Annotated in this window: 24 protein-coding genes and 1 tRNA gene; 10 read left to right on the forward strand and 15 right to left on the reverse strand. The window is 60.7% G+C overall.

What is annotated here, in order from left to right:
- Positions 1 to 10: 10 nt before the first annotated feature.
- The 3 genes from V5N13_RS02595 to glyA form a co-directional block, all read right to left on the reverse strand.
- Positions 11 to 550, reverse strand: coding sequence for a hypothetical protein (locus V5N13_RS02595; RefSeq protein ID WP_336359503.1), 540 nt, complete (start codon positions 548 to 550; stop codon positions 11 to 13).
- Positions 551 to 589: 39 nt separating this feature from the next.
- Positions 590 to 907: a hypothetical protein gene (locus tag V5N13_RS02600; protein ID WP_336359504.1), complete on the reverse strand. Its 318-nt coding sequence runs from the start codon at positions 905 to 907 to the stop codon at positions 590 to 592.
- A 64-nt stretch (positions 908 to 971) separates the two neighbouring features.
- A complete protein-coding gene (gene glyA, locus V5N13_RS02605; protein WP_336359505.1) occupies positions 972 to 2219 on the reverse strand; it encodes a serine hydroxymethyltransferase in 1248 nt (415 codons plus the stop codon).
- 94 nt (positions 2220 to 2313) lie between these two features.
- Between glyA and V5N13_RS02610 the strand changes: the two genes are divergently transcribed.
- From V5N13_RS02610 to V5N13_RS02620, 3 genes are all read left to right on the forward strand, one after another.
- Positions 2314 to 4395, forward strand: a complete 2082-nt coding sequence (locus V5N13_RS02610) for a hypothetical protein (protein WP_336359506.1) — start codon at positions 2314 to 2316, stop codon at positions 4393 to 4395.
- Positions 4396 to 4565: 170 nt separating this feature from the next.
- Positions 4566 to 5381 (forward strand): transcriptional regulator TbsP, encoded by an 816-nt coding sequence (tbsP, locus tag V5N13_RS02615; protein WP_332899277.1) that lies wholly within the window; start codon positions 4566 to 4568, stop codon positions 5379 to 5381.
- 46 nt (positions 5382 to 5427) lie between these two features.
- Complete coding sequence (locus V5N13_RS02620) at positions 5428 to 7128, forward strand: YcaO-like family protein (protein WP_336359507.1); 1701 nt, start codon at positions 5428 to 5430, stop codon at positions 7126 to 7128.
- An 11-nt stretch (positions 7129 to 7139) separates the two neighbouring features.
- On the opposite strand, the gene V5N13_RS02625 is transcribed toward V5N13_RS02620, so the two are convergent.
- Positions 7140 to 8276, reverse strand: a complete 1137-nt coding sequence (locus tag V5N13_RS02625) for a DUF63 family protein (protein ID WP_336359508.1) — start codon at positions 8274 to 8276, stop codon at positions 7140 to 7142.
- Positions 8277 to 8406: 130 nt separating this feature from the next.
- Between V5N13_RS02625 and V5N13_RS02630 the strand changes: the two genes are divergently transcribed.
- Positions 8407 to 8673, forward strand: a complete 267-nt coding sequence (locus tag V5N13_RS02630; protein ID WP_336359509.1) for a hypothetical protein — start codon at positions 8407 to 8409, stop codon at positions 8671 to 8673.
- Between the two features lie 231 nt (positions 8674 to 8904).
- On the opposite strand, the gene V5N13_RS02635 is transcribed toward V5N13_RS02630, so the two are convergent.
- The 8 genes from V5N13_RS02635 to V5N13_RS02670 all read right to left on the reverse strand — a co-directional run bounded on the left by V5N13_RS02635 (position 8905) and on the right by V5N13_RS02670 (position 15786).
- Positions 8905 to 8989: transfer RNA gene (locus V5N13_RS02635), tRNA-Leu, on the reverse strand.
- A 49-nt stretch (positions 8990 to 9038) separates the two neighbouring features.
- Positions 9039 to 9278, reverse strand: a complete 240-nt coding sequence (locus tag V5N13_RS02640; RefSeq protein WP_336359510.1) for a hypothetical protein — start codon at positions 9276 to 9278, stop codon at positions 9039 to 9041.
- A 43-nt stretch (positions 9279 to 9321) separates the two neighbouring features.
- Entirely contained in the window at positions 9322 to 9828 is a 507-nt protein-coding gene (locus V5N13_RS02645) for a DUF7529 family protein (protein WP_332899282.1), read from the reverse strand.
- On the reverse strand, positions 9828 to 10904 hold the full coding sequence (locus tag V5N13_RS02650) for an ABC transporter ATP-binding protein (RefSeq protein ID WP_336359511.1): 1077 nt from the start codon (positions 10902 to 10904) through the stop codon (positions 9828 to 9830). The genes V5N13_RS02645 and V5N13_RS02650 overlap by 1 nt, the downstream gene beginning before the upstream one ends.
- Positions 10901 to 12097: an ABC transporter ATP-binding protein gene (locus V5N13_RS02655; RefSeq protein WP_336359512.1), complete on the reverse strand. Its 1197-nt coding sequence runs from the start codon at positions 12095 to 12097 to the stop codon at positions 10901 to 10903. Before V5N13_RS02655 ends, V5N13_RS02650 begins: the two co-directional genes overlap by 4 nt.
- Positions 12094 to 13161, reverse strand: a complete 1068-nt coding sequence (locus V5N13_RS02660; RefSeq protein ID WP_336359513.1) for an ABC transporter permease — start codon at positions 13159 to 13161, stop codon at positions 12094 to 12096. The genes V5N13_RS02655 and V5N13_RS02660 overlap by 4 nt, the downstream gene beginning before the upstream one ends.
- 1 nt (position 13162) lies before the next feature.
- The gene (locus V5N13_RS02665) at positions 13163 to 14161 is read right to left on the reverse strand and encodes an ABC transporter permease (protein WP_336359514.1); all 999 of its coding nucleotides are present in this window, start codon (positions 14159 to 14161) and stop codon (positions 13163 to 13165) included.
- Positions 14162 to 14166: 5 nt separating this feature from the next.
- A complete protein-coding gene (locus V5N13_RS02670) occupies positions 14167 to 15786 on the reverse strand; it encodes an ABC transporter substrate-binding protein (RefSeq protein ID WP_332899287.1) in 1620 nt (539 codons plus the stop codon).
- Between the two features lie 168 nt (positions 15787 to 15954).
- Here V5N13_RS02670 and V5N13_RS02675 point away from each other — a divergent pair, with 168 nt between their 5' ends.
- The 3 genes from V5N13_RS02675 (at position 15955) to V5N13_RS02685 (ending at position 18849) form a co-directional block, all read left to right on the forward strand.
- A complete protein-coding gene (locus V5N13_RS02675) occupies positions 15955 to 16752 on the forward strand; it encodes a succinylglutamate desuccinylase/aspartoacylase domain-containing protein (RefSeq protein ID WP_336359515.1) in 798 nt (265 codons plus the stop codon).
- A gap of 66 nt (positions 16753 to 16818) precedes the next feature.
- Positions 16819 to 18012, forward strand: coding sequence for an MFS transporter (locus V5N13_RS02680; RefSeq protein WP_336359516.1), 1194 nt, complete (start codon positions 16819 to 16821; stop codon positions 18010 to 18012).
- 48 nt (positions 18013 to 18060) lie between these two features.
- Positions 18061 to 18849, forward strand: a complete 789-nt coding sequence (locus V5N13_RS02685; protein ID WP_332899289.1) for a succinylglutamate desuccinylase/aspartoacylase domain-containing protein — start codon at positions 18061 to 18063, stop codon at positions 18847 to 18849.
- Here V5N13_RS02685 and V5N13_RS02690 read toward each other — a convergent pair.
- On the reverse strand, positions 18846 to 20285 hold the full coding sequence (locus V5N13_RS02690) for an FAD-binding oxidoreductase (protein WP_336359517.1): 1440 nt from the start codon (positions 20283 to 20285) through the stop codon (positions 18846 to 18848). The two genes, V5N13_RS02685 and V5N13_RS02690, sit on opposite strands and share 4 nt — an antisense overlap.
- Before the next feature lie 142 nt (positions 20286 to 20427).
- On the opposite strand from V5N13_RS02690, the gene V5N13_RS02695 reads away from it, so the two are divergent.
- Positions 20428 to 20667 carry a hypothetical protein gene (locus V5N13_RS02695; RefSeq protein ID WP_332899291.1) on the forward strand — a complete coding sequence of 80 codons (240 nt, stop codon included), beginning with the start codon at positions 20428 to 20430 and terminating at the stop codon, positions 20665 to 20667.
- Positions 20668 to 20714: 47 nt separating this feature from the next.
- The gene (locus V5N13_RS02700; protein WP_336359518.1) at positions 20715 to 21197 is read left to right on the forward strand and encodes a DUF309 domain-containing protein; all 483 of its coding nucleotides are present in this window, start codon (positions 20715 to 20717) and stop codon (positions 21195 to 21197) included.
- On the opposite strand, the gene V5N13_RS02705 is transcribed toward V5N13_RS02700, so the two are convergent.
- The gene (locus tag V5N13_RS02705) at positions 21198 to 21647 is read right to left on the reverse strand and encodes a UPF0179 family protein (protein WP_336359519.1); all 450 of its coding nucleotides are present in this window, start codon (positions 21645 to 21647) and stop codon (positions 21198 to 21200) included. It lies immediately after the preceding gene.
- A 25-nt stretch (positions 21648 to 21672) separates the two neighbouring features.
- On the reverse strand, positions 21673 to 22068 hold the full coding sequence (locus tag V5N13_RS02710) for a DUF5820 family protein (RefSeq protein WP_336359520.1): 396 nt from the start codon (positions 22066 to 22068) through the stop codon (positions 21673 to 21675).
- A 542-nt stretch (positions 22069 to 22610) separates the two neighbouring features.
- On the opposite strand from V5N13_RS02710, the gene V5N13_RS02715 reads away from it, so the two are divergent.
- Positions 22611 to 24683, forward strand: a complete 2073-nt coding sequence (locus tag V5N13_RS02715) for a PrkA family serine protein kinase (RefSeq protein WP_336359521.1) — start codon at positions 22611 to 22613, stop codon at positions 24681 to 24683.

Raw genomic sequence — 24683 nt, forward strand, 5'->3', positions numbered from 1 at the left:
TACAGACACGCTATTCGTCGAACGATTGTAGCCCTGCACCCTGCTGGACGGCTTCTGTCTCGCCCGTATCGAGTGTCACAATCATGGCCTGCCCGCCGTAGCCGTGAATCTGGTCGTGGCCCCGGACGACGACGCGCGACACGCCTGCTGGAATATCGATGGTTCCAGACCGGGTGAACTCCTGTGTCCCGTGCGCGTGGAGGAGTTCGCGTCTCCCCAACTGCTCTCCGTCAAGAGTTTCGACCTGCCACCAGTTTGCGTACCCCTCTTCGCCATCGTCATCGTGGAGGAGCGTGACGTCGAATCGGTAGCTCGTTTCACCCGTTTTTTCGAACGCGACGGCCATCACGTTCGCTTCGCGCAAGTCGAGGTCAATTTCCGTAGTCATCTGCTCAGCCGTGGTTGTGTCGGTCGGTGACGAGTCAGCGGTCGTCGTCGCCGTCGTGGTGGAAGGTTCAGCGTCCGCACCGCCATCGCTTGTACAGCCTGCGAGCAAGAGGATGCCCCCGGAAAGGAGTGCAAGGATGCGGCGTCGTGAAAAGGGACTCATGCGTGTGCATACGCGACCAGCCGCCGTTACCGTGACGGCTCAGTAGTCGCCGGGGCGACGGCGGAGGAATTCGAGGTCGTAGGCACGGGCGAACTCGCGGACGATGCGCTGGCCAATGACGACGGCGACGAGAAACAGCGCAAATCCCACAGCGAGAACGGGTTCTGAGAACAACCCAAGCACGTCACCGACGCCGACCCCCTCGCTGTTTGCGAGGGCGCTCAGCCCGTCCGGATTCCGGACAAGCAGGAACAGGAACATGAAAATCACTTCAACGAACAGGAGTTCCGTAATCAGGCTGATGCCGACGATGTTTCCCATGCGAATCTGTCGGTCGCCAATGCTCCCCACGGCCATAGGTAAACTACGAGAGTGGAGTCGATAAGCCTGCGCGAACAGTCAGAAAATAGAGAACGTCGAATTATTCGTAGAGCGGGAACTGCGCACAGAGGTCTGCGACTTCGCCTGCGGCTTCTGCTTTCACCTCGTCGTCGTCGTAGTTGTCGACGACTTTGGCGATGATGTCCCCCACCTTGCGCGTGGCTTCCTCGTCAAAGCCGCGCGTCGTGAGCAGTGGCGTCCCGGCGCGGATGCCACTCGGGTTGAACGGCGAGCGCGTCTCGCCCGGCACGGTGTTCTTGTTGAGGATGATACCGACTTCTTCGAGCGCCTCCTCTGCGTCGCCGCCGGTCGTGTCCGGATGCGATGGGCGCAGGTCGATGAGCAGGAGGTGGTTGTCCGTCCCGCCAGAAACGAGCGAGAAGCCGTGGTCTTTGAGCGTCTCGCCGAGCACTTTGGCGTTTTTGACCGTCTGGGCGGCGTACTCTTTGAACGCCGGTTGGAGGGCCTCTTTGAAGCCAACGGCCTTGCCCGCGATGTTGTGCATAAGGGGGCCGCCCTGCGTGCCGGGGAACACGGCCGAGTTGATGGCCTTCTTGTGTTCTTCGCCGGTCATGATGATGCCACCGCGCCCCGCGCGGATGGTCTTGTGCGTTGAACCCGTGACGAAGTCAGCGATGCCAACGGGCGAGGGGTGTTCGCCTGCGGCGACGAGGCCCGTGATGTGGGCGATGTCCGCGAGGTGGTAGGCGTCGACTTCGTCTGCGGCTTCCTGAATCTTCTCCCACTCGACGACGCGTGGGTAGGCGGAGTATCCGGAGACGATGATGTCTGGGTCGAACGCCTTTGCTTTCTCCATGATGCCGTCGTAGTCGAGATAGCCGGTTTCTGCATCGACTTCGTACTGCTCTACCTCGTAGAGTTTCCCCGTGAAGTTCGCCGGGTGGCCGTGGGAGAGGTGGCCGCCGTGAGAGAGTTCAAGAGAGAGAATCTTGTCGCCGGGTTCGAGCATGGCGATGTAGACGCCCATGTTCGCTTGCGTCCCGCTGTGTGGCTGGACGTTGACGTGTTCTGCGCCCCAGAGCTCTTTCGCGCGGTCGATTGCGAGCTGTTCGACGACGTCTGCGTACTCACAGCCAGCGTAGTAGCGCGCGCCGGGATAGCCCTCTGCGTACTTGTTCGTGAGCGCACTGCCCTGTGCTTCGAGTACGGCCTCTGAAACGTGGTTCTCAGAGGCAATCATTTCGAGCGTCGAACGCTGGCGCTCTACCTCATTTGTGAGTGCGTTTGCGACCTCTGGGTCAACTTCGCGAACCTGGTCGTAATCCATTGTATGAAAAGCTGAATCGCCTCGCTCAATAAGTGTACCTCTGTGTACGCAAGGCCAACACACCTATACTCCTAGAGGGTGAACTAAACGGTCAATGTTGCGCTGGGACCTGACTGCGTCCGGAGTGCGTCTCAGCAACGGTTCCACGTCGGTTTCATTCGTCGCTCCTGACTGGCAACCAACGGCGGTGAGCCACGCCCTTCCACGCCACGTAAACGCCGTGACAGCCGGGACGGTATCCCGGCTCCAACTCCCGGCAACAACCGGACGGCTCACCACTGCGGACGGAACACCACGCGCCGTCTCTGCTGGTCAGTCACTCGGCGCTGGCACCCACTACCTCACGGTCGGAATAGAAACCTCTCGAACGGCGATGCGCACGGACGGCTGCGGGACGAAACAACTCGCGCGCACGACCGAAGCGGCGCTCGAAACCACGATTGCGTTCGACGGGCCAGCGAGGATTCGCCCGCTCGGCACCGACCTCTGTATCGACTTCGACCAACAATCGACGGTCACCGTGGGCGTCTCCCACGAACACACGATTCCGGAACACACCATCACTGTCACGCCCACGCCCGAAGGCATTGCGACCGCACTCTCTCACCTCGCTGCGGGGATGGCGACCACCGGTCCCGAACGCTCGCATCCGGCGTGGCGACACCACCCGCCGCTGGTCGAAATTGGGTCGCAAATCGACGTGCCGGCCGCCATCCAATCGCGCACGCCACAGATTGGGATCGAGGTGAAACTCCCGCCCGATACCGAGTACTTGTACGTCGTCGCGCCGCTTGCGTACTATCTTGGCGCGCAGGTGACAGTCGAGAATCGGACAACGCCAGTGCTCGTCGCACCCGACGCGGACGTAGACTATGCGTTTAGCTCGCTTCCGGCGTTCCAACACGAGGTGGCAAGCCTCGTGCGTCGCTGCTTCTTCGTTGACTGTCTCCTGCGCGATGACACCGAGCAGCTGCCACCACACCACAGTTCGCTGCTCACAGAGTGGGGACTCTCATCGAACGAGCTCTCGGAAGCGCCACCGGCGACACGACTCGCGGCCACGCTGTCGATTCCCCACGAAGCGATTGCGCCCCACCTCCCCGAGTGGTATCTCGCAACGTACGTCGACGCAGACCCGACACACGTCCGGTCGTTCCCATTCTTGCTCGACAGCATGAGCCTCGTCTATCTTCCAGCGGCGTCTGCGTTCGACGGCAAAGAGCTGATTCGCCGGTCGCTCGACGACTTCTACCGCGCAGGGCCGCAGGCGGCCTCAGTGGACGTGTTGATGCCGGAACTCCAGTCGGGCTATCTCCACGGCTGGCTCGCCTCTGGAACGCCAATCGACGTGTTCAAACTCAGCCACGCGGCCTACGAGAATCGCCTCAAATACGGCCACCGCGACGGCGAGTCGCTCACCGTCGATGTCGTGTTGAACGACGACGAGATGGAGGCAGAACACGACGAAGTGGCCGCGATATACCGCGAACGCGCCGCAGACTTGGCCATCGACCTCACCGTCCACAACTCACTCAAGTGTAAGGAGCTTGCGGCGGTGTTCGAAACACCCACCGATTTCGTTCACTACATCGGCCACTGCGACGTAGACGGGCTTCGCTGCCCGGACGGCAACCTCTCGATTGCGACGTTAGACGAGATACAGGCACGAACCTTCTTCCTCAACGCGTGTGGGTCGTACCACGAAGGCGTTTCACTCGTAGAGAAGGGGAGCGTCGCGGGTGCGGTGACGCTCACGAAGGTGTTGAACGACCAAGCCGCAACCGTCGGGACGGCGTTTGCACGACTGCTCATCAACGGCTACGACTTCGAGCGGGCGATGCAGTTGGCGCGACGCAGGATCATGATGGGCAAAGACTACGCCGTCGTCGGTGACGGAACCTACGTGCTTTCTGCGGCAGAGGAGCGACCGCCTGCCGTGGTCTGGATAGAAAAGCGCGGCGACCGGTTCGATGTAACCTACGAGGCACACGCCGCGTGGGCGAACGGCGCAACCTACCCGAACCCGCGCGATGCGTCGGAGACGAACTTCTACGGGTCGAAACCGACATATTCACTGTCGAAAGCCGAGCTACAGGCGTTTCTCGAATCGCACGACCTGCCCGTCATCTTCGATGGCGATTTCACGTGGACGACAGACCTCATAGAAAAGTTGTAAGTGAGAATTTTCGATAATTGTTCAGAACCGTGGTGAATATCGTTGAACTAAGGCGTTCGTGGGCAACTATTGCACCTTCTCTCAGAAGACGTTAATGTTGATTTGCTGATTTCAATGTAAAAGTAACGGTAAAATTAAATACTAATGGGGTCTTTTATACACGTACAGTCATGAGTTCAAATTTACTGGAACCGGACATTGAAGGTATCCTTCGGGCTACCCTCGAGAACGCTTCGGGGGACGTTCTTGTGGTAAACCCATCGGACGAGACGGTAGAGGAGCTCGTAAGCGTCCTTGCAGAGCTTTCCGACGCACCGTCGGTACAGGTACTCGCGGACGATAGCGTCCTCAAAGACGTCATGGCAGACTTCATCGTCGCCTCAACCGCAGCAGACCTCATCGAAGCAGAAACGCTCGCGCTGCACACCGTCGAGAGCCGACCGGAGAACTCGCTTCTCATCACCGAAGACAGCGTCGTCGCCGTCGTCGCCGCTGGTGACCGCGTCGCTGGTCTCTCGACTGACGACGATGCGTTCATCAAGAGCGCAAACGAGATGTACGCAGACCTCTGGGCGGAGACGGACGCCTTCACGCTCCGTACGCCGCCAATTTCCCGCGTGCGCTCGTCGCTCTCTGAAGACCTCGGTTCGACCGTCGGTTCTGACTTCGAGGGCGTGCTCTCGTCGCTCGAAACCGCCCGTGGAGACGGCGATGGTCTCGACGAAGTGACCATCAGCCTGCTCGTCGCGGCGAAAAACGAAGCGCTCCTCTACGACATCAGCAAGTGGGGCGAAGACGTGGGCATCGCCTCGAAGGCGACGTTCTCGCGCACGAAGACCAAACTCGAAGACATGGGCCTCATCACCACCGAGAAGGTGCCAATCGACGTGGGTCGTCCACGCCTCCGGCTCATGCTCGGCGACGAGCGCCTGCGCGGTGCGAAGCCAGACCAGCTGGCTTCGGTCGCCCAGAGCATCTTAAACTGAGCCACGAGACCCAGTCTTTTACCTGCTTTATTGCGAACCGTGAGTAATGACTCTCGGACTCGTCGGTGACGGGCCTGCTATTTCTGCAATCAAAGCCGCACTTTCAGACGTTTCGATGGCTGCTGACCCAATCGCGGCGAGCGACCTCAACGGCGTAGCGTTTGGCGTCGTTGTCGGAGACGTTGGCGACGCCGTGTTCCGCGAAGCGAACAACGCCGCACTCGCTGGGGACACAACGTGGCTTGCCATCGAACGCGGCGGTCTCGGCGGGCACGTACTATCAATCGACGCAGGAATCAGTGGATTCGCACCGAACACGGGCTGTTTTGACTGTCTTAGCGGTCGCGTCGAAGCCAATCTCGAAGCGACTGCCGAACGCGCTGACCCCGACCCGACCACGATGCGCGTCGCGGGCGCGCTCGCCGGCCGAGAACTCGCCAAACTCGCCGCTAGCGACGGGTCGTCGCTGCTCGGTGGCATTCTCGAACTCCCGCACGCGACCCGCGAGTTCCTTCCGCTTCCGGGCTGTGGCTGTGAGAGCGGAGCGAAAAAACAACTCTCGACCGAGTACGTCGAACGCGAGTTAGACGACTCGCTCGCCCGCGCAGAGCGCGCCATCGACACTCGCGTTGGCATCATCCACGAAGTCGGTGAGGCGTCGTCGTTTCCCGTGCCCTACTACATCGCCCGCGGCGGCGATACCGCAGGGTTCAGCGATGCGACCGCCGCACAACAGGCCGCGGGCGTCGCCATCGACTGGAACGAGGCACTCATGAAAGCCGCAGGCGAGGCGCTCGAACGCTACTGCGCGGGCATCTACCGAACGAGCGAGTTTACACAGGGCCAACCGTCGGGGATGCCAAACGCGGTCAAACCGAGCGAGTTCGTCCTGCCGTGGGACGCCGACGACGACGCACAGATTCCGTGGGTCGAAGGCGAACGCCTCGCCGGTGGCGACCCGGCGTATCTGCCCGCCGAATTCGTCCACTTCCCGCCACCGACCCAACAGCACAAACCGGCGATTACGACAGGCCTCGGCCTCGGAAACTCGCTGCCAGAAGCCCTGCTGTCTGGTCTCTACGAAGTTCTCGAACGCGACGCGACGATGCTCGCTTGGTACTCCACGTTCGAGCCGCTGAAACTCGACATCGAAAATGAGACGTTCGACACGCTCGTCCGCCGCGCCCGTTCTGAAGACCTCGAAGTGACGCCGCTGCTCGTCACCCAAGACGTGGACGTGCCTGTCGTCGCGGTTGCGGTGCATCGAGAAGGTGATTGGCCGCGGTTTGCGATGGGGTCAGGGGCCGACTGTGACGCTGTTTCTGCCGCTACGTCCGCGCTCGCAGAAGCGCTCCAGAACTGGACGGAACTCGGGTCGATGGGCACCGACGCGGCGATGCAAGCGGGCGCGTGGATTGGTCACTACGCGTCGTTCCCGGACGCTGTTCAAGGATTCGTGAACGTGGACGCGTCGGTCTCTGCGCAGGCCGTGTCCGTGGACGTGGCTCCGGAAAACGAGTTGCCGACCGTCGTCCAGCGTGCTGAGTCAGCAGGCATGGACGTGTACGCCGCCCGGCTCACGACGCGCGACGTGGAAGCACTCGGCTTCGAGGCGACTCGCGTGTTGATTCCACAAGCCCAACCGCTGTTCATGGACGAACCATACTTCGGAACGCGGGCAGAGACGGTTCCGAAAGAACTCGGTTTCGAGGCGGAACTCGACCGAGAACCGCATCCGTATCCGTAAAAATGCGCCTTTTAGATGCCGAACGTCGCCCGCAGCATGTCGCGCGTCCCCGGCCCAAGGCCGACGGCGAGAATCGCAATGAGGAGCAAGATGGCATACCGCGGACTCTCATCGAAGATACTCTCGTCAAACACCCAGACAACGGCGACGGCGGCGATGATTTTCACGACGAGGAACGGCCACGAGGTGCCGATGACGGCGGCTATCGACTCGGGGAGAATCCCGTCGGTGAAGTTGATGATGAAGCGGTTGACCGGGTGCTTTGCGCTGTAGTAAAACGGCAAGCCAATCTCGACGGCCCAGTCTGCGGCGAGGACGTTTGCGACGCCGTCTACGGCGTGGCCCCAGATGATGACGAGGCCGATGGTTCCTGTGCCTCTGTTGATTTCAGGGGCGTACACATCGACCAGTTTCCACGTGCCGTAGGCGATGAGAGTCGCCAAACCGAGGGTGAGAATCGTCATCTGCGGGAAGAAGCTCACGTAGTTTTCGGTGAACGCGAGCAGCGTCAGGTAGCCTACCGTGCCGAGTAGAACCACGCCACCGAGGGCAAACAGCGGATTCCGATAGGTCTCTACCGACCCGTTTCGCTCCAAGCCAACGCTCACGACGATGGCGGCGAGCGTTATGAAAAAGACGGTGAAGTAGATGAACGGGCTGATGATGAACGCGCTCCACGGGAACGGAATCGCTGGGTCGAACCCGCTTCGCATGGCGGCGATGCCGGCGTCTTCGACGACACGCAGTGCCCCGCCGAAGAACATGAACGGGAACAGCGCGAAAAACAGCTCGCGGTCTCTGCCGATGCCGAGGCCTCGAAGCAGGAAGATGAGACCCACGAGCATGAGCAGGAGGATGACGGCGTAGCCAATCTCCGAGACGGCGGTGTAGCCGGGGTAGGCGACGAAGCCACTCGCGGCAGAACAGGCAGACGCGCTATCGAGCAGCGTCGTCTCACCGCCAGCCCGAACCGCACAGAACGCCCCGTTTCCGTCTGCGACGACGGGACCCCAGAAGTAGTGCCAGAGGAAGCCATCCCAGACCGTCCGCGGGAAGGCGAGCGACCCACCCACGAGCGCGACGGTGAGGGCGATGACGGCCGCCCACCACGCACGCACGGGGTCGATTCGCTCCGAAAGCATATCCATGGGCAACACACCGAAGGCCGAAGGTTTTACAGTTCCGGTCGTGTGCGATTGCGCTGCACAACGCAGCAGGTAATTGCAGCGGCCGACCGAAGTGTCAACCCTTAATCCACCCGCGCCTCTCTGTGCTCGCATGAACCCCATCGCAAAGCGCATCTACAACATCGCACCCGACCCAGTCAAACTCACCTTCGAAGACGGCACGACCGTTTCGCTCGCCATGCGAAGCGCCGAGTTCTTCCAAGAGAAGTTTCAGGGCGAAGGCACCGCGATGGACGACGACACGGCCTACCGCCTCATCACCGACGGCCCGAACAACGAATCACTCATCGCTGGCCGCAAAGTCGAGGGTGGGTGGGAAAATGCGGGCACAGTGACCAAAGCCGAGCCGGTCGAGTAGGCACTCAGGCGCGGGATTTCTGGAGAATGTTGCGAGGGCAAGATGCTCTCATCTTGCCGCACTCATGTTCGTACTCGGTGGCCATGCCGAGCGGGTGCGAGTCTGGGAGCCACTTTTTCAGGCACACAGTGATGGGACAGGATTTGAACGCCAGTCGCAACAAAGTTGCTCCTTTGTTCATATCCGTCCGTTCTGCTCGCACGGCGCTGCGTGTTTGCAACGCCTATCGAGTGCGAGGGACAGGATTTGAACCCGTGAACTCCTACGAGAGCGGAGCTTGAATCCGCCGCCGTTGGCCAGGCTTGGCTACCCTCGCACGCATACTGGAATCGACTGCCGGTGGGGTAAAAGGTTCCGAAACCCGCTCACTCGGAACTCGACTGTGACCGACTGATAGCGAACAAGAAGCCGGAGAGAAACAGCAACTCGTTGCCCGAGTAGATGTTGAGGACGGGTTCGATGAGCGTGAAAAACGACTGGGGTGCGGCGAACCCGAGAATCGCCAACAGCAGTGCGATAATCGCCGCGACTCCGGCGAACATGCGAGTGACCGTCCCGCTCACGAATCCGACGATGAAAATGAAAATCGCTTCGAGGAGTGCCATGCCCGTACTAACGGGACCCTCTGCCTTTACCTTCGCGTTCGCGCTACTCGCCCCAAATCGAGTCGGGGAAGAAGGCTTCCGGGTCGTGTAGCTCGACCGAAACCGCCACATCGCGCTGGAGGCGGTTCAAATTGAGCGTGAGCGACGAGTCGATGCGCTCGCGCAGCTGCGTGCCCTTCTCGTGGGGGTAGTAACCCGGCACGAGCAGCGCTTTCTTGTGTGAGGCATCCCGCAACACCGCGAGGAAGAAGACGGCGTCGGCTTCGGCGCGGTACACCTCCGACTCTTCGACCGTGTTGTCTTCGGTGAATTTGACGGCTTCCAGATACTCGTCGTCCGCGACGAGAATGTCGAAGCCGGGAAGTTCCATATCAGGGAAGACCTGTCCCGGATTCACCGTGACGACGCTCCAGCCGCTGTCGCGGTACTGCTTTGCGGTGGCTTCCATATCCGAGATGAGGGTGTCCCAGTACTCCGTGACGGCTCCCGGTGCTTCCGCCTGCACAGACGGATTGTGCTCGAAGTCAGCCGGCTCCTCGTTATCCGTCATTAGTCGTCCTCCGATTGCATCGGTGCGTCAACGTCGCTCGATTCGTACGCATCAGTGTGGGGAAGCGGGTCTGCATCCCAATAGGCGTGCTGGTCGTCGAGTCTGACACACGCTGCGGTGTGATCAAGCCCGGCCGGATAGTCCGCGGGTGGTGAGTTCTTGCACGCCTCATGCGCGTACGGACAGCGCGTGTGGAACCGACAGCCGACCGGCGGGTTGCGCGGCGAGGGCACGTCGCCCGGAAGCGCGTCCACGCGCCGGCCGAACTCGCTCGTCTTCGCCCGCGGCACGCTCTGGAGAAGCGCCTCGGTGTAGGGATGTTTCGGGTCTTCGAAGATCTGGTCGACCGGCCCCGTTTCGACGATTTTTCCGAGGTACATCACCGCAACGCGGTCTGAGATGTGGCGCACCACCGAGAGGTCGTGGGCGACGAACAGATACGTCAACCCGTACTCTTCTTGGAGGTCTTCGAGCAGATTCAACACCTGCGCTTGGACGCTCACGTCGAGCGCCGAGACGGGTTCGTCTAACACGATGAGTTCGGGTTCGAGCGCGAGGGCACGGGCGATGCCGATGCGCTGGCGCTGGCCACCGGAGAACTCGTGTGGGTAGCGGTCGATTTGGTCAGCAGAGAGGCCGACGCGGTCGAGCAAGTCTCGCGCCTTTGCCCGGCGTTCTTCGCGGTCTGCGAGGTCGTGGATGACGAGCGGTTCGGTGATGATTTCACCGGCAGTCATCCGCGGGTCGAGACTCGAAAACGGGTCTTGGAAGACGATTTGCGCCCGTCGCCGGAACGCGCGAAGTTGCTCGTCGTCCATCTCGAAGATGTTCTCGCCGTCGAATTTGACGCGCCCGCCAGTCGCCTCGCGCAGGCGAAGCAGGGTTTCGCTGGTCGTGGACTTCCCACAGCCAGACTCCCCAACGAGGCCGAGCGTTTCGCCTTTGCGAACCTCGAAGGAGATGTTGTCGACCGCCTTCACGCTCTGGGGGTCGCGCCCGAGCATGCGGTCTACGAACGTGTCCTGTTCGAAGTAGTATTTCTCCAGGTCTTCGACTTCGAGAATTGCCTTATTCATCGGTCACCACCTCCCTCGAAGTAGCCTTCGGGAAGGGCTTCTTGCTCGTTGTACGACTGCTCTGTGAGCACACAGCGCGCTTCGTGGGCGTCGTCGCCCGACACCGCACGCATCGGCTGGCGTCCGAGGCAGTCGTGCATCGCGTACGGACACCGGTCTGCGAAGTAACACCGGTCTTCCATCTCCTGGTCTACGAGACTCGGCACGTTGCCTTCGATGGGTTGGAGTCGTGGAGCTGGGTCTTCTAAGTCCGGAATCGACCCGAGGAGCCCCTGCGTGTAGGGGTGCGTTGGGTCGTCGAACACGGCTTCGAGCGACCCTCGCTCGACGATTTCACCGGCGTACATGACGCCGACGCGGTCGCACATCCGTGCCACGACGCCGAGGTCGTGGGTAATCAGCACGATGCTCATGCCACGGTCTTCCTGAATATCGCGCAGCAGATTCAGAATCTGCGCCTGAATCGTCACGTCGAGAGCCGTGGTTGGCTCGTCTGCAATCAGCACGTCCGGTTCGCCCGCAAGCGCCTGGGCGACCATCGCCCGCTGGAGCATCCCGCCGGAGAACTGGTGGGGGTACTCATCTGCGCGCTCTTCGGGGTCTGGAATCCCGACCTGTTCGAGCAGGTCGATGGCTCGTGCGTGGCTTTCCTCGCTCGTGTAATCCCGGGTTGGAATCACGGCATCGAGCAGGAGATTCGAGAGCCCATAGCCTTGCGTCCGCGAGCGCGTTCGGCGCGGGTTCGCCTTCGCTCGCTGTTGGACCTCGACGGCTTCTGCAATCTGCTCGCCCACGGTGAGCGACGGATTGAAGCTGCTCATCGGGTCTTGGAAGATCATGCTGAACTTCGGGCCGCGAAGCGACTGGCGGACGCCTCTCGGCAGTTGCCGGAGGTCGACGTAGTCGCCATCGACGGCTGCTGGGTTCTTCTCGCGGAACTCCTCTGCGAGGTCCGGATACCGGAACCAGACGTGGCCACCCGTGACCCGACCCGGCGAATCGACGAGGTCGATGACCGAGAGTGCGGTCACGGATTTGCCACTTCCGGACTCACCGACGATGCCGAGAATCTCGTTTTCCTTGACGTCGAACGAGACCTTCTCGACGGCGTTTACCTGCCCTTCCTCGGTGAAAAAGCGGGTCGTGAGGTCTTCGACACGGAGGACATCACGCCGCATGAACGACGCCGTCATACGCCACCCTCCCCTTCGATACCGGGGTCGAGGGCATCTCTGAGCCAGTCACCGACGAGGTTGAGACCGATGACGGTGAGCACGATGGCGAGCCCCGGAATCGCGGCAATCCACCACGCGGTGGTCTGGTAGTCGCGTCCGTTGGCGATGTCGAAGCCCCATGAGACGTTCGCACCCGAGAAACCGAGGAACGACAGCGCGCTTTCGAGCAGGATGATGGCGGCCACCTGAATCGTCGCAAGGACGAGAATTGGCGTGGCCGCGTTCGGGAGCACATGGCGCGTCAGGATGTAGGAATCCTTGCCACCCATCGACCGTGCAGCCTTGATGTAGGACTCCTCGCGCAGGCTGAGTGCCTCACCGCGGGCGACCCGGGCGAACCAGACCCAGTTTACGAGCGCGACGACGACGATAATCGTCCCCGGCAAGATAATTGTCGAGGGCATCGGGTTGGTCGAGAGGCCAACAAGCCCACGGAACGCCTCCGCAAACCCAGTCACGACGAGGGGGTCTGGCAGTCTCAGTTGGGCTTGCCCTGCAACGCCCACGAGGGCGATTGCGAGCACGAGCGACGGGAACGCGAGCATAATGTCTGCACTGCGCATCAGCGCGTCGTCAATCAGTCCGCGGTAATACCCCGCAGACAGACCGACGACGACGCCGATGAGCGTCGCGAGCGACGTCCCGAAAATCCCGACGAGAATCGAGGTTCGCGCCCCATAAATGACCCGCGAGAGAATGTCGCGGCCGTTGCCGTCGGTGCCAAAGGGATGGGCGAGCGTCGCGTTCTCGTAGACGACTTGGGTTTCGGTTGCGACCTGGCCATCTTCGATGACGACGCGGCCGTCTTCCATTTTGGTCACTTCCTTTTCCTCTGCGGTGGAGAAGCCAAGCGGAGGCAGTCGCGCGTCCTCTAACGACTGGTCGCCCGGGTGGTACGGCGCGATAAGTGGGGCGAGAATCGCCATCAGGAGGATGAACGCGACGATACCGATGCCAATCTTCGCGAGGAAGTTGCGATTCAGTTCACGTTTGAGATTTCTGCGCGTACGTGGAGAGAGCATGTTAGTCGAACCCCACTCTCGGGTTGATGTAGGCGTAGAGCGTGTCTACGACGATATTTACGAGGACGAACCCAACGCCCACGACGATGAGTGACCCCTGAATCACCGGCCAGTCACGACGGCTGATGGAGTCGATAATCAGCGTCCCAAGCCCGGGCCAGTTGAACACCTGTTCGGTGATAACCGCGCCACCGATGAGCGTCCCCAACTGGAGACCAATGACCGTGATGACCGGGATGAGCGTGTTACGGAGCACGTGCTTGTAGCGCACGAGCGACTCGGGGAGCCCCTTCGCCCGCGAGGCGCGAACGTAGGTTTTCCCGAGTTGGTCGAGCATCCCGCTTCTGGTCAGGCGGGTGATGAGCGCCGTGAAGTACGTCCCGAGGGTAATCGCTGGGAGCGTGATGTGGCTGAGCCAGTTTACGAATCCGTCAGTGGCCGCAGACAGCTGTCCGGAAGCGAGCATCGAAAACACCATGCTGAGGCCGACCGGCCGTCGGCTCGTCGGGAAGACGTTGAACTGGACGGCGAGGAGGATGATGAGCATGACCCCGAGCCAGAAGTTCGGTGTGCTGATTCCCACGAGCGAGAAAATCGTCGCCCCGTAGTCTGCTGGCTGGTGGCGCCGGGTCGCGCTGATAACGCCGAGTGGGATGGCGATAATCACCGCCACAATCGTCGCCGCAATCGCGAGTTCCAGCGTGGCTGGCAGTCTGGCGAGCACGCGCGTGAACACCGGCGTGTTCGACACCAACGACGTGCCGAAATCACCGAATGGAACGCCAGCTAAGAAGTCAAGATACTGGATGTGTAGTGGCTGGTTGAGGCCTAAATCCTCGATGACGCGCGCCCGCGTCGCCGGGTCGACGTCCGGCGGAAGTAACACGTTCGCCGGGTCGCCCGGCGAAACCAATCGGAGGGCGAACACGACAGTAATCACTCCCCAGATAACCAACACCCCCTGTAGCACCCGCTTTAAGAGAAAACGTCCAAGGCCCATTTGGACTAGTTCTTCGTAATCGCGTAGGCGTCGATGCGTTCGTCAGCGCGGGCCTCCCAGTTGAGGGCGCTGTTCACACCGTAGACGCTGTACTGTTGGTTGAGATACACCCACGGTGCCTCCTCGTTACACACCGCGTTTGCTTCCATGAGCGTCTGCGCACGCGTCTCGCCGGATTCATTGCCCGCACGATTGAGCAGTTCGTCGAGTCGTTCGTTGCTGAACGTGGTGAGCGCACCGTCGCTTTTCAGGAGTGCCGTCATCACGAGGCCGCCATCGAAGGTTGCCTCACCCCAGCCGATGAGGTACCACGGTGGCTTGTCTTCGATGTTGCCCGTGAGCAGTTCGTCTACGAGCGACCCGAAGTCGCGCTGGCGAACCGTGACCGACACGTTCGGCAGGTCGTTGACGAAGCCAGCGACCGCCTCTGCGATTTCTAAGTCTTTCAGGTAGCGGCCGACCGGCGTCTGGAGTTCGAGTTCGACGCCTGCGTGGCCCGACTGCTCGACCAGTTCTGCAGCCCGCTCAGGATCGTAGTCGTAAGAAGGTAGGTCCGGGTTGTAGCCAACGAACTCCGGCAGGGTTGGCTGATTGGTCTCCGCCGCGAAGCCGCCGAGGACGTTCTGGTTGATGCTTTCTACGTCAACCGCATAGTTGAGCGCCTGACGGAACTCTTTGCTCGAAAACGGCTCGACGTCGTAGCGAAGCGCGTTGAAGATGACGCGCGTACTCGGCGCGGCCGCGATGGTCGCGTTGTCAGAGTCGTTTACGCGCTGGACCTCTTGGGGTGGCACGTTCACGACGATGTCCGATTCGCCTGCGAGCAGTTGGTTTACGCGCGTACTCGACTCCGCTGCGCCGCGGAACGTGACCGACGCCGCGGGGGCGGGGTCTTGCCAATAGTCGTCGTAGCGCGCGAGGACGACTTCCTCGTCTTCGGTGTACGAGTCGAGCATGAACGGGCCAGTGCCGTTCATGTCACCTGCGATGTCCGCCTGCTCGCGGGCTTCGACCCACGACTTTTGCATGATGTCGCAGTAGGTCGCAAACTCGGAGAAGACGATTGGGTTGAGGCCGTCGCTCGTGACCTTCACTGCACCGTCCATCGCTTCTGCGCCGGTGACGCCAGCGAGCTGGTCTGACTGCGGGCTCGCAAAGCCGACGTCGTCGTTTACGATGCGGTTGATGCTGAAGGCAACGTCCTCTGCGGTCAGTGAGTCGCCGTTGTGGAACGTGACTTCGTCGCGCAGTTGGAACATGACGGCATTCTCGCCATCGACGCGACTCCACTCGGTCGCGAGCGATTCGAGAATCTTCCCGTCCGCGTCGCGCGTGAGGACGCCCTCATACACGTGGAGCATGACGACTTCGGTCGGCGTTTCGCGGTGGTCGTGCGGGTCGAGTCCGGAGGGCAGCGACCCTTGGGTAATCGTGAGGTCGAAGTCCGCTTCGCCGCCTGCACTCGTCCCACCGCTCGTGGTTGTGGTCTCACCGCCAGACGTGGTCGCTTCCGTGGTTTCTCCATCGCCCGTATCGCCACCGGTACAGCCAGCGAGTGCTACACTCGCCGCTGCGCCGCCCGAAAGCTTGAGGAACGTCCGCCGATCTACGGTATTTGATGGCATGGCTCTAAGATTACAAATAGGGACTAATAAAGGACACTATCAGATTTCGGATATATGTCGACAGTTTTTCACGTAAAACCTTATTCCTGCAGTCGGATTTTTTGGAGAGAAGTGAAAGCAGTACTTGTTATATCTTTTGCCGCAATACGTAGGGTCATCTGCTAAAATATGCGTGTGCACACACTCGGTTCGGGCGACCCGGAGTTTGCGGTTGTCGCGTGCCTTCACGGAGACGAACTGTGCGGAAAGAACGCCATCGAACGCTTTCTCGCGGCGGAGTTCCCCGTCAAAAAACCGCTCAAACTCGTCATCGCAAACGAGGAAGCCATCGCGGAGGGCGAGCGCTTCATCGATGAAGACCTGAACCGGGCGTTCCCGGGTCATGAAAACGCATCGTCCCACGAAAGCCGACTTGCCGCCGCCGTCCTCGACGAACTCGACGACCTGCAGGTTCTCGACCTCCACGCGACGGTGTCGTTCCCCGAACCGTTCGTGTTCTATAAACGGTTAACGCCGCGAACGAGACGGCTCTTACAGGCCACCGGCCTCAGCCGGGCGGTGAACATCAGCCACGTCGGCGGCGGGCTCATCAACCACGTCGATGGCGTCGCCGTCGAATGCGGACTGAAAGGGAGCGAGGAAGCAAGCGACCACGCGTACGACGTACTCGTAAACTTCCTCGCCTCCTACGGCATCATCGACCACGAGCACGTACGTTCCGACCCCGACGTGTACCGCGTGACGGAGGTCGTTCCGGGTGCAGGCTACGAATTCTTAGGTGTGAATTTCGAGGAGGTCGAGGCAGGCGAGGTGTACGCGACCAAAGAGGGGGAACCCGAAAAAGTCGCAGACCAGCCGTTTTTCCCGGTGTTGATGTCCACGGGCGGGTACGACCACCTGATAGGGTTTGCCGCCCAGCACCTCGGTGTGCTATCGTCGCTCGAAGACGAGTCAGACGACGACTGAGACGTCGTTTTCGGGCGTTTCGACGCTGAGTGAGAGGTTTTCGTAGCTGACAGCGTACTCTCTGCTATGGCGGTGTCAACATGGCGGAGCTACGGCGTTCTCAGCGGGTTATTTTTGCTCGCTGCGGGGTTCATCGCTTACGCAATCGCACCAGCGAGTGTTTTGCCGCTGTTCATGGAGTCGTTTTTCATCGACAGACCGACGGCGAGTGCGTCGATTAGCGCCGTGTTTTTCACGTGGGCGCTGTTGCAGATTCCGGGCGGCTACGTGCTTGACCGCTACGACAACCGACAACTGGTCCTCGGCGGCGGCGCGGTGTTCCTCCTTGTGGCCGCAAGTAGCGCAGTCGTGACATCGTATCCATTGTTCGTGGCGCTTCGACTGCTGAGCGGTGCCTGCGCCGTGTTCATCGTCGTTGGGAGCGTGAACGTGCTCAGCCGCACCGTCACAGAGGCAAACCGTTCCCTCAGCCTCAGTCTCTTTATTGCAAGCCCGCCACTCGGCGTCGCACTCGCTCAATTCGCGGGACCACAGTTCGCGCTCCTCTCCAGTTGGCGAGCCGCGCTTTTCGCCTACACCGTGCTTGCGCTCGTGGGCTATCTTCTCTTTTTCTTCTCTCTGCGTGACCCCATCCCCGTGAGCGGCCGGGTGTCGATTCGACAATTCGCAACGACGCTTCGCAATCCGTACGTGTTGCTCATCTCTGTAGCCAATCTCTGTACCTACGCGGTGTGGACATTCCTCACGACGTGGATGCCGAGTTACGGCACAGACGTGCTTGGCATCAACCTCGCTGCGGCAGGGGCAGCCACAGCCCTCGTTCCACTCGCAGGAATCGTCGCGCGCCCCGGCGGTGGCTGGCTGTCCGAATTTCTCAACGGACGGTTGCGACTCGTCATCCTCGTTTCGTTCGCGGCGACGGTTCCAATGCTCTACGGGCTGAGCAGTGCGCCCTCGCCGGTGGTGTTCGCGCTATTTCTTGCCTTGGCCGGCGCGGCGGTCAACCTCTCTGTTGGCCTCTATCTCGTCTACGTAAACCGGCTCACTGACGCCACAACGCAAGGAACGAGTCTGTCTGTGCTACTTACCTTCTCGCAAGTTGGCAACCTCATCGCCCCGGTGCTCGGCGGCTGGGTCATCACGCAATTCTCGTGGGCGGCGGGGTTCGGGTTCGCCGGTGTGCTCGCAGTACTTGGGTTCGTCACCATTTTGTTCGCCCCCGCGACCCGTGACTCCGTGGCTCGTCCACGCACCGAGTAGAACGCTAGAATCGTATCGCTTTTAGGTAGATAGGCGATTGTTTCGCCAATGATAGTCGAACAGTTGGGGGAGGGTGACCCCACAATCGCCGTCGTTGCAGGTATCCACGGCGACGAACCCTGCGGCGTCCGAGCAGTCGAGCGATTGCTCGAAGAGCAACCGCACGTCCGCCAGCCGGTCAAACTCGTCATCGCAAACGAAGAAGCCCTCGAAGCCGGCGTCCGCTTTCTCGATGAAGACCTGAACCGAACGTTCCCCGGCGACCCAGACGGCGACACTCACGAATCGCGCCTCGCGGCGATGCTCGCAGACGAACTCGACTCCTGTCTTACCTTCTCGCTTCACTCCACGAAATCGCACGCAGAGCCGTTCGCCATCTTCGACGACATGACCGAGTACATCAAAGACATCATGCCGCGGCTTCCCATCTCGGCTGTCGTCGAGACGGGCAACTACGTCGAAGGCCGACTGTTCACGAGCGTCGATACCATCGAAGTCGAGTGTGGCCTTCAGGGCACGCGTGACGCCGCGGAGAACGCAGACCGCCTCACGCGGGCGTTCCTGACGGCGACGGGTGTGCTGCCGGGTGACGCCCCGGAAAAACCGGTGCCCCACTTCCGACTGCAGGACAAAATCCCGAAAGGCCCCGCAGAGGAGTACGAAGTGTTCGTCGAGAACTTCGAGCCAGTCGAGGCGGGAAAAGCGTTCGCGGCGGCCGACGGAGAGGTCGAAGTGGCGCGAGAAGCGTTCTATCCAGTGTTGCTCTCCGCGACGGGCTACAGAAACGTGTTCGGCTATACGGCCGACTACTTAGGCGAGTTGCGCGCAGACGTTTAGTCGTCGGCCGACGCGCCGCGCGGGACGATGTTCTGATTCAGTTTGAACAGGTTCGTCGGGTCGTACGTCGTTTTTATCTCGACCAGTCGGTCGTAGTTCTCGCCAAAGAGGAGGTCTCCGGGCGCTTCGTCGAAGCCGGGGAAGTTGCCGTACGCGCCAGCGACGCCCCTGAACTGGCGGAGGTCGCTGATTCCAGTTCTCCCCCACGCGACGTTGTCGTCGTCCATCGCGGGGTCCTCCCAGTTCGCCTCGTAGGTGACCATGTACGGCGCGTTGCGGTTGGCAAAGGCCGTCTCGTCTGGGTCGCGGTCAGCAATCGCGCCGCCGAGGTGCCAGATGTCTACCGTCGAGAGCGCCGACGGTGACTCGCCGTGGGTGCGGACGATATGGTCGATAACCTCGTCGTTGAGGTCGTCTACATAGACGGACTTCCAGTAGTAGCGCAAGCCATCGGGGTAGTCCTCGTCAAGGAGGGATTGTAACTCCACATACGGGAGCGTGTCGCTGAAATCGACAATCGGATCTGCGAGCGTCTTGAGCTGGCCAAACTCGGCGTCTGCATCGGCTTCAGACCCGTCGAATGCACCGAACAGAATCACGGCTGGCTCGCCCCACGCGGCCTCTGGGAACTCGTCTAGTTCGGGCACCGCGTAGGTGAACGCGATCGTGTTCGCGTCGCGCGACGCCGTTTTCGTGTATTCGCGGTAGGCTTTCAGCACGGAAACCGCGTCGTCGCCGTGATACCAGATGAACAGCGTTGGCATCTCCGGGCCGACTTCGTACAGCCGGAACTCGAAGGACGTGACGATGCCGAAGTTGCCGCCACCGCCGCGAATCGCCCAGAACAGGTCGTCGTTCTGGTCTACGGTCGCTGTCCGCACCTGCCCGTCTGCGGTGACGATTTCCGCGGAGACGATGTTGTCACACGCGAGGCCGTATTTCCGCCGGAGATGACCAAGCCCGCCGTTCAGCGAGAGTCCCGCCACGCCAGTCGCAGAGACGACGCCGAGCGGTGTGGCGAGGCCGAACAGTTGCGTCTCGCGGTCTACCTGCCCGAGGGTTGCACCCCCTTGGACGCGAACCGTCCGCGCCTCGTGGTCTACAAACACGCCGGTCATAGGCGAGAGGTCGATGACCAGCCCGTCGTCTACGCTCGCGTAGCCCGCGACGTTGTGCCCGCCGCCGCGCACCGCGACCGAGAGGTCGTGTTCGCGCGCGAGAGCGACGGCTTCGACCACGTCAGCCGTCCCGGTACACTGTGCGATGAGCGCCGGTCGTTTGTCGATGACGCCGTTCCAGAGCGCCCGCGTCTCGTCGTATGCGGAGTCGCCGGGTGTGATGACCGGGCCAGCGAACCGCGCTTCGAACGCCTGAATCGCGTCGTCCGTAAGTTCGACAGGCGTTGCTCCGTCAGTTGTCCGCCCCACCTTTGCCATACCCTCTATTCGTCAAGATAGAAAATAGCCTTCAACGAAGGTTTTCAGGACACTCAGGCGGGAGTGAGTGTTCGGACGATGGGGGGACGCCGAGTGTCAATTAGTAGACAGCCTTAAGCGCCCTGCCTGTGAAAATTACACGATGATAACTGTGTTAAAAGAACTCCTCTTTCGAGACGAGACGTTCTGGATAGCACTTGCACTGTGGGCGATTGGGGTTTTCGTCGGAGACGTGTTCTTTGTCGGGTCTCGGTCTATAGGAGAACTACTCACCGGTGTTGGGTTACTGCTCATCACACTCCGGCTCCTCATCGGTTCGGGAGTTATCCTCCACAGAAGCTACCGCGCCGGGAAGACTGGTTACGAAGAGAGTCTGGAGTAACTGTACAGACCGACAGGAACACACGGGTGGAGTGGGTAGTACCAAATATGGACGACCACACCCGCGACCCCTCCGTGAAACCGCCGCGTGGAAACCCCACCGGCTGGCGCGCAGACGGCCAGTGGGAACACGCCACGCTCCGGCGAGCCGTCGTCCACGGGGTGCGCCTCTACAACTCGGGCGAGTTCCACGAGAGCCACGACTGTTTCGAAGACGAGTGGTACAACTACGGCGCGGGAAAGAGGGAGAGCAAGTTTTTACACGGGATGGTACAGGTCGCCGCGGGTGCGTACAAGCACTTCGACTTCGAGGACAACGCGGGCATGCGCTCGCTGTTTACGACCTCGCTTCAGTATCTCCAGGGCGTCCCACACGACTACTACGGCGTGGACGTACTCGACGTGCGCACCGTGTTGACGAACGCACTCACCGACCCGACGGTGCTCCACGGCTGGCAGATTCGACTCGACGACGCACTACCGACGGCGAGAGAAGAAGACTTCGCGTACGCGCAAGCGCTTGACCACTGATTACTCGCCTTCGGGGGCGAGTTTCACGAGCGTCAAGTCGCGGTCTAACATGCAGTAGTCGTGGGGTGGCTCCCCGACGATTTCTTCGATTTGGTACTCCGTATCGAAATTTGCACCCATCGGGACGCAGTACTCGTGGCTCGGGCACTCGGTGTACGGACACGGCCCCGGTAGGGTAGCTTTACTCCCGGCGTACGCGCCGCGGGCGGCGACGTTCGCGTAGACGGAGACGGCTTCGACTTCTACGGCTTTGACGCCGGCGTCGTGGACCGCACAGTCGAGCGTCTGGGCGTTTTTGCGGATACCGGTCACTTCGTAGCGCGTCCCTTCCGTCAGATTGAGACATTGATTGCGGTAGGGACACCCCTCGCAGGCACTCGATTCACCTTGGTATATGAACTCCGTGCCAACTTCCGCGAGCCGCGAACCGATGAGCGAGACCTTCGGCATAAACTGGCCTACGCCTGCGGGGTTGTTAAGCCTCGCGCCCCGTCAATTCGTCCAGTTTGTTGAGGTAGTCCTCGCGGGGCACCTGATACAGACTCCGGTAGTCGTACTCGCCCGCGGCGAACCGTTCTGTGAGCGCGAGTGCGCCCGCGACGGCATCTGCGCGGGTGTCGAACGATTCTGCGGTTCGGCTCACGTCGGGTTCCAGATACAGCGTGATGTACCACGGGTCGTCAGGGCGCAGTTGGTGTTCGATGCCGGGACGACGATTGCGCCGTCCCTGGGTAAGATACAGTGTTGGCAGGCACACGGGTGGGAAATCTTGGGTGTTGAACACGTCAGGGCGGAAGGCGAGAACGATGCGCCCCTCTTCCTCTTCAGACCAGACCTCCCAGCCAGCGGGGAGTGACTCGAACGAACTCATAGTGGGAAATACCGGTGGCCGGGCAAAGAGTTGGGCGGTCTTCTGAGCCTGCGCGCGCAAAATCTCCTTATAAACTATTTGAATTAGTCGACAGATTCCAGTCGGTTATGACACAACAAAATGCTCATGTATCCTCCTTTCAAGGCTCGATTAACCAGAACGTACAGTGAAAAAACGGGGTAGTGAGCGAATAGTTATATTGGTGGAGCACTCAAAGAATAAATAGTATCGGTGAGTTCGCTTACCGTACTGCCTGCTGTCTGGCCAGACGTACGCCGATTCGTGTTGTTACTCGCCATCCCAGAACGGGATTCGTTGCGTCTGCTGGATGGTATTAGTTCACACATGGCACACGACAACATCCGGTTCGACTCACTCCTTTGGAGTTCCCGCGGCGGACTAGCCGCCGGACGCGGAGGGTGCTTTTTGCGAGCGGTCGCTTTCGCCATGGAGCCCGCTCGCCGCGTGTACCACACCCCGAGTCGAGAGATGCTGTCGGTCCCCGCCACGAGCACATCGAGGCGGCAATGGTCCGTGATAAAATGACAGGTGACATCGACACGTTAGAAATATTGAGCGAGGAGTACCGTGAGTCCATTCCGGACGATTTCCGCGAGACGCGGACGTTCACATGGTACTTACAGGAGGTTCTTGACCACCCTCGCATCGCCCGCAACGCACACCAGCGCGTCGCCGACATGTTCGACTTCTACGGCACAGAATACAACGAAGACGCCGGAATCGTCGAATACAAGCTGGCGACCGAAGACCCGCTCCACGAGGGTGAAAACACCTTCTTTGGCCGGGTCATCCACGAAGCGATCCACGAGTTCGTCAACAAGGTGAAAAGTGGTGCCCGCGGCCTCGGCCCGGAAAAACGCATCAAGCTACTGCTTGGCCCCGTCGGGTCGGGGAAATCCGACTTCGACCGGCAGGTTCGCCACTACTACGAAGACTACACCATGCGCGAAGAAGGCCGCATGTACACCTTCCAGTGGACGAACCTCTGTGACATCATCGACGACCAAGACCCGGCAGACGACCACGTCCGCTCGCCGATGAACCAAGACCCGCTCGTCCTCCTGCCGCAGGCACAGCGCGACCAGGTTTTAGCACAGATAAACGAGAATCTGGACGCGCCGTACACCATCCGCAACGAACAGGCGCTCGACCCGGCGAGCGAGTTCTACATGGACCGGTTGCTCGAAAACTACGACGACAACCTCCAGACGGTGCTCGAAAACCACGTCGAAATCGTCCGCCTCGTCGCGAATGAGAACAAACGCCAGTGCATCGAGACGTTCGAACCAAAGGACAAGAAAAACCAGGACGAAACCGAGCTGACCGGCGACGTCAACTACTCGAAAATCGCCATCTACGGCGAGTCCGACCCGCGTGCGTTCGACTACTCGGGGGCGTTCTGTAACGCGAACCGAGGTATCTTCTCGGGTGAAGAGTTGCTGAAACTCCAACGCGAGTTCCTCTACGACTTCCTGCACGCGACCCAAGAACAGACCATCAAGCCCAAAAACAACCCGCGGATGGACATCGACCAGGTCATCGTTGGCCGGACAAACATGCCCGAATACCGCGAGAAGAAGGGCGACGAGAAGATGGAGGCGTTCAACGACCGCACCAAACGCATCGACTTCCCGTACGTCCTCCAGTACGAAGAGGAGGCGAAAATCTACGGTAAGATGCTGCGCAACGCGGACGTGCCAGACGTGCACGTCGAACCGCACACACTGGAGATGGCGGGGCTGTTCGCCGTCCTCACGCGCATCGAGCAACCCTCGACCGAGCACGTAGACTTACTACAAAAGGCAAAAGCGTACAACGGCGAGACCGACGATATCGACGACGTTGACGTAAAGAAACTGCAAGACGAGGCTGCCACCTCCGCCGACATCGGTGAGGGAATGGACGGCATCTCGCCGCGGTTCATCGGCGACGAAATCGCAGAGACCATCATGGACTCGATGCACCGTGGCCGCCAGTTCCTCGCGCCGCTCACCATGTTCAATCACTTAGAGACGAACTTGGAGAATCACGGCTCGATTCCAGAAGAGAACTTAGAGCGCTACCACCGCTACCTCGAGATGGTGCGCGAAGAGTACAAAGAACGCGCCATCGAAGACGTGCGCCACGCGCTCGCCTACGACCTGGACGAAATCCAGCGCCAGGGCGAGAAGTACATGGACCACGTCATGGCGTACATCGACGACGATACCGTGGAAGACGAGATTACGGGCCGCGAGTCCGGCCCAGACGAGAAGTTCCTCCGCTCGGTTGAAGAAAAACTCGACATTCCCGAAGACCGCAAAGACGACTTCCGTCAGGAAGTGTCGAACTGGGTCTCGCGCCGGGCGCGCGAAGGGACGAGTTTCAGCCCGCAGGACAACGAACGGCTCCGCCGGGCGTTAGAACGCAAGCTGTGGGAAGACAAAAAGCACAACATCAACTTCTCGGCGCTGGTTTCCGCTGGGGAACTGGACGACGAGGAGCGCAACGCCTGGATAGACGCGCTCGTAGACCAGGGCTACTCGCTCGAAGGGGCGAAAGAAGTCCTCGAATTCGCTGGCGCAGAGGTCGCAAAGGCGGAGATGGAGGAGTGA

Origin of the sequence: Haladaptatus sp. ZSTT2 (assembly GCF_037081775.1) — an archaeon.
In the GTDB taxonomy this organism is placed as follows: domain Archaea; phylum Halobacteriota; class Halobacteria; order Halobacteriales; family Halococcaceae; genus QDMS2.

Bases quoted from the DNA above. Each gene is read 5' to 3' on its own strand.
- V5N13_RS02595 (WP_336359503.1), bottom strand. From the start codon at position 550: ATGAGTCCCTTTTCACGACGCCGCATCCTTGCACTCCTTTCCGGGGGC.
- V5N13_RS02600 (WP_336359504.1), bottom strand. From the start codon at position 907: ATGGCCGTGGGGAGCATTGGCGACCGACAGATTCGCATGGGAAACATC.
- glyA (WP_336359505.1), bottom strand. From the start codon at position 2,219: ATGGATTACGACCAGGTTCGCGAAGTTGACCCAGAGGTCGCAAACGCA.
- V5N13_RS02610 (WP_336359506.1), top strand. From the start codon at position 2,314: ATGTTGCGCTGGGACCTGACTGCGTCCGGAGTGCGTCTCAGCAACGGT.
- tbsP (WP_332899277.1), top strand. From the start codon at position 4,566: ATGAGTTCAAATTTACTGGAACCGGACATTGAAGGTATCCTTCGGGCT.
- V5N13_RS02620 (WP_336359507.1), top strand. From the start codon at position 5,428: ATGACTCTCGGACTCGTCGGTGACGGGCCTGCTATTTCTGCAATCAAA.
- V5N13_RS02625 (WP_336359508.1), bottom strand. From the start codon at position 8,276: ATGGATATGCTTTCGGAGCGAATCGACCCCGTGCGTGCGTGGTGGGCG.
- V5N13_RS02630 (WP_336359509.1), top strand. From the start codon at position 8,407: ATGAACCCCATCGCAAAGCGCATCTACAACATCGCACCCGACCCAGTC.
- V5N13_RS02640 (WP_336359510.1), bottom strand. From the start codon at position 9,278: ATGGCACTCCTCGAAGCGATTTTCATTTTCATCGTCGGATTCGTGAGC.
- V5N13_RS02645 (WP_332899282.1), bottom strand. From the start codon at position 9,828: ATGACGGATAACGAGGAGCCGGCTGACTTCGAGCACAATCCGTCTGTG.
- V5N13_RS02650 (WP_336359511.1), bottom strand. From the start codon at position 10,904: ATGAATAAGGCAATTCTCGAAGTCGAAGACCTGGAGAAATACTACTTC.
- V5N13_RS02655 (WP_336359512.1), bottom strand. From the start codon at position 12,097: ATGACGGCGTCGTTCATGCGGCGTGATGTCCTCCGTGTCGAAGACCTC.
- V5N13_RS02660 (WP_336359513.1), bottom strand. From the start codon at position 13,161: ATGCTCTCTCCACGTACGCGCAGAAATCTCAAACGTGAACTGAATCGC.
- V5N13_RS02665 (WP_336359514.1), bottom strand. From the start codon at position 14,161: ATGGGCCTTGGACGTTTTCTCTTAAAGCGGGTGCTACAGGGGGTGTTG.
- V5N13_RS02670 (WP_332899287.1), bottom strand. From the start codon at position 15,786: ATGCCATCAAATACCGTAGATCGGCGGACGTTCCTCAAGCTTTCGGGC.
- V5N13_RS02675 (WP_336359515.1), top strand. From the start codon at position 15,955: ATGCGTGTGCACACACTCGGTTCGGGCGACCCGGAGTTTGCGGTTGTC.
- V5N13_RS02680 (WP_336359516.1), top strand. From the start codon at position 16,819: ATGGCGGTGTCAACATGGCGGAGCTACGGCGTTCTCAGCGGGTTATTT.
- V5N13_RS02685 (WP_332899289.1), top strand. From the start codon at position 18,061: ATGATAGTCGAACAGTTGGGGGAGGGTGACCCCACAATCGCCGTCGTT.
- V5N13_RS02690 (WP_336359517.1), bottom strand. From the start codon at position 20,285: ATGGCAAAGGTGGGGCGGACAACTGACGGAGCAACGCCTGTCGAACTT.
- V5N13_RS02695 (WP_332899291.1), top strand. From the start codon at position 20,428: ATGATAACTGTGTTAAAAGAACTCCTCTTTCGAGACGAGACGTTCTGG.
- V5N13_RS02700 (WP_336359518.1), top strand. From the start codon at position 20,715: ATGGACGACCACACCCGCGACCCCTCCGTGAAACCGCCGCGTGGAAAC.
- V5N13_RS02705 (WP_336359519.1), bottom strand. From the start codon at position 21,647: ATGCCGAAGGTCTCGCTCATCGGTTCGCGGCTCGCGGAAGTTGGCACG.
- V5N13_RS02710 (WP_336359520.1), bottom strand. From the start codon at position 22,068: ATGAGTTCGTTCGAGTCACTCCCCGCTGGCTGGGAGGTCTGGTCTGAA.
- V5N13_RS02715 (WP_336359521.1), top strand. From the start codon at position 22,611: ATGACAGGTGACATCGACACGTTAGAAATATTGAGCGAGGAGTACCGT.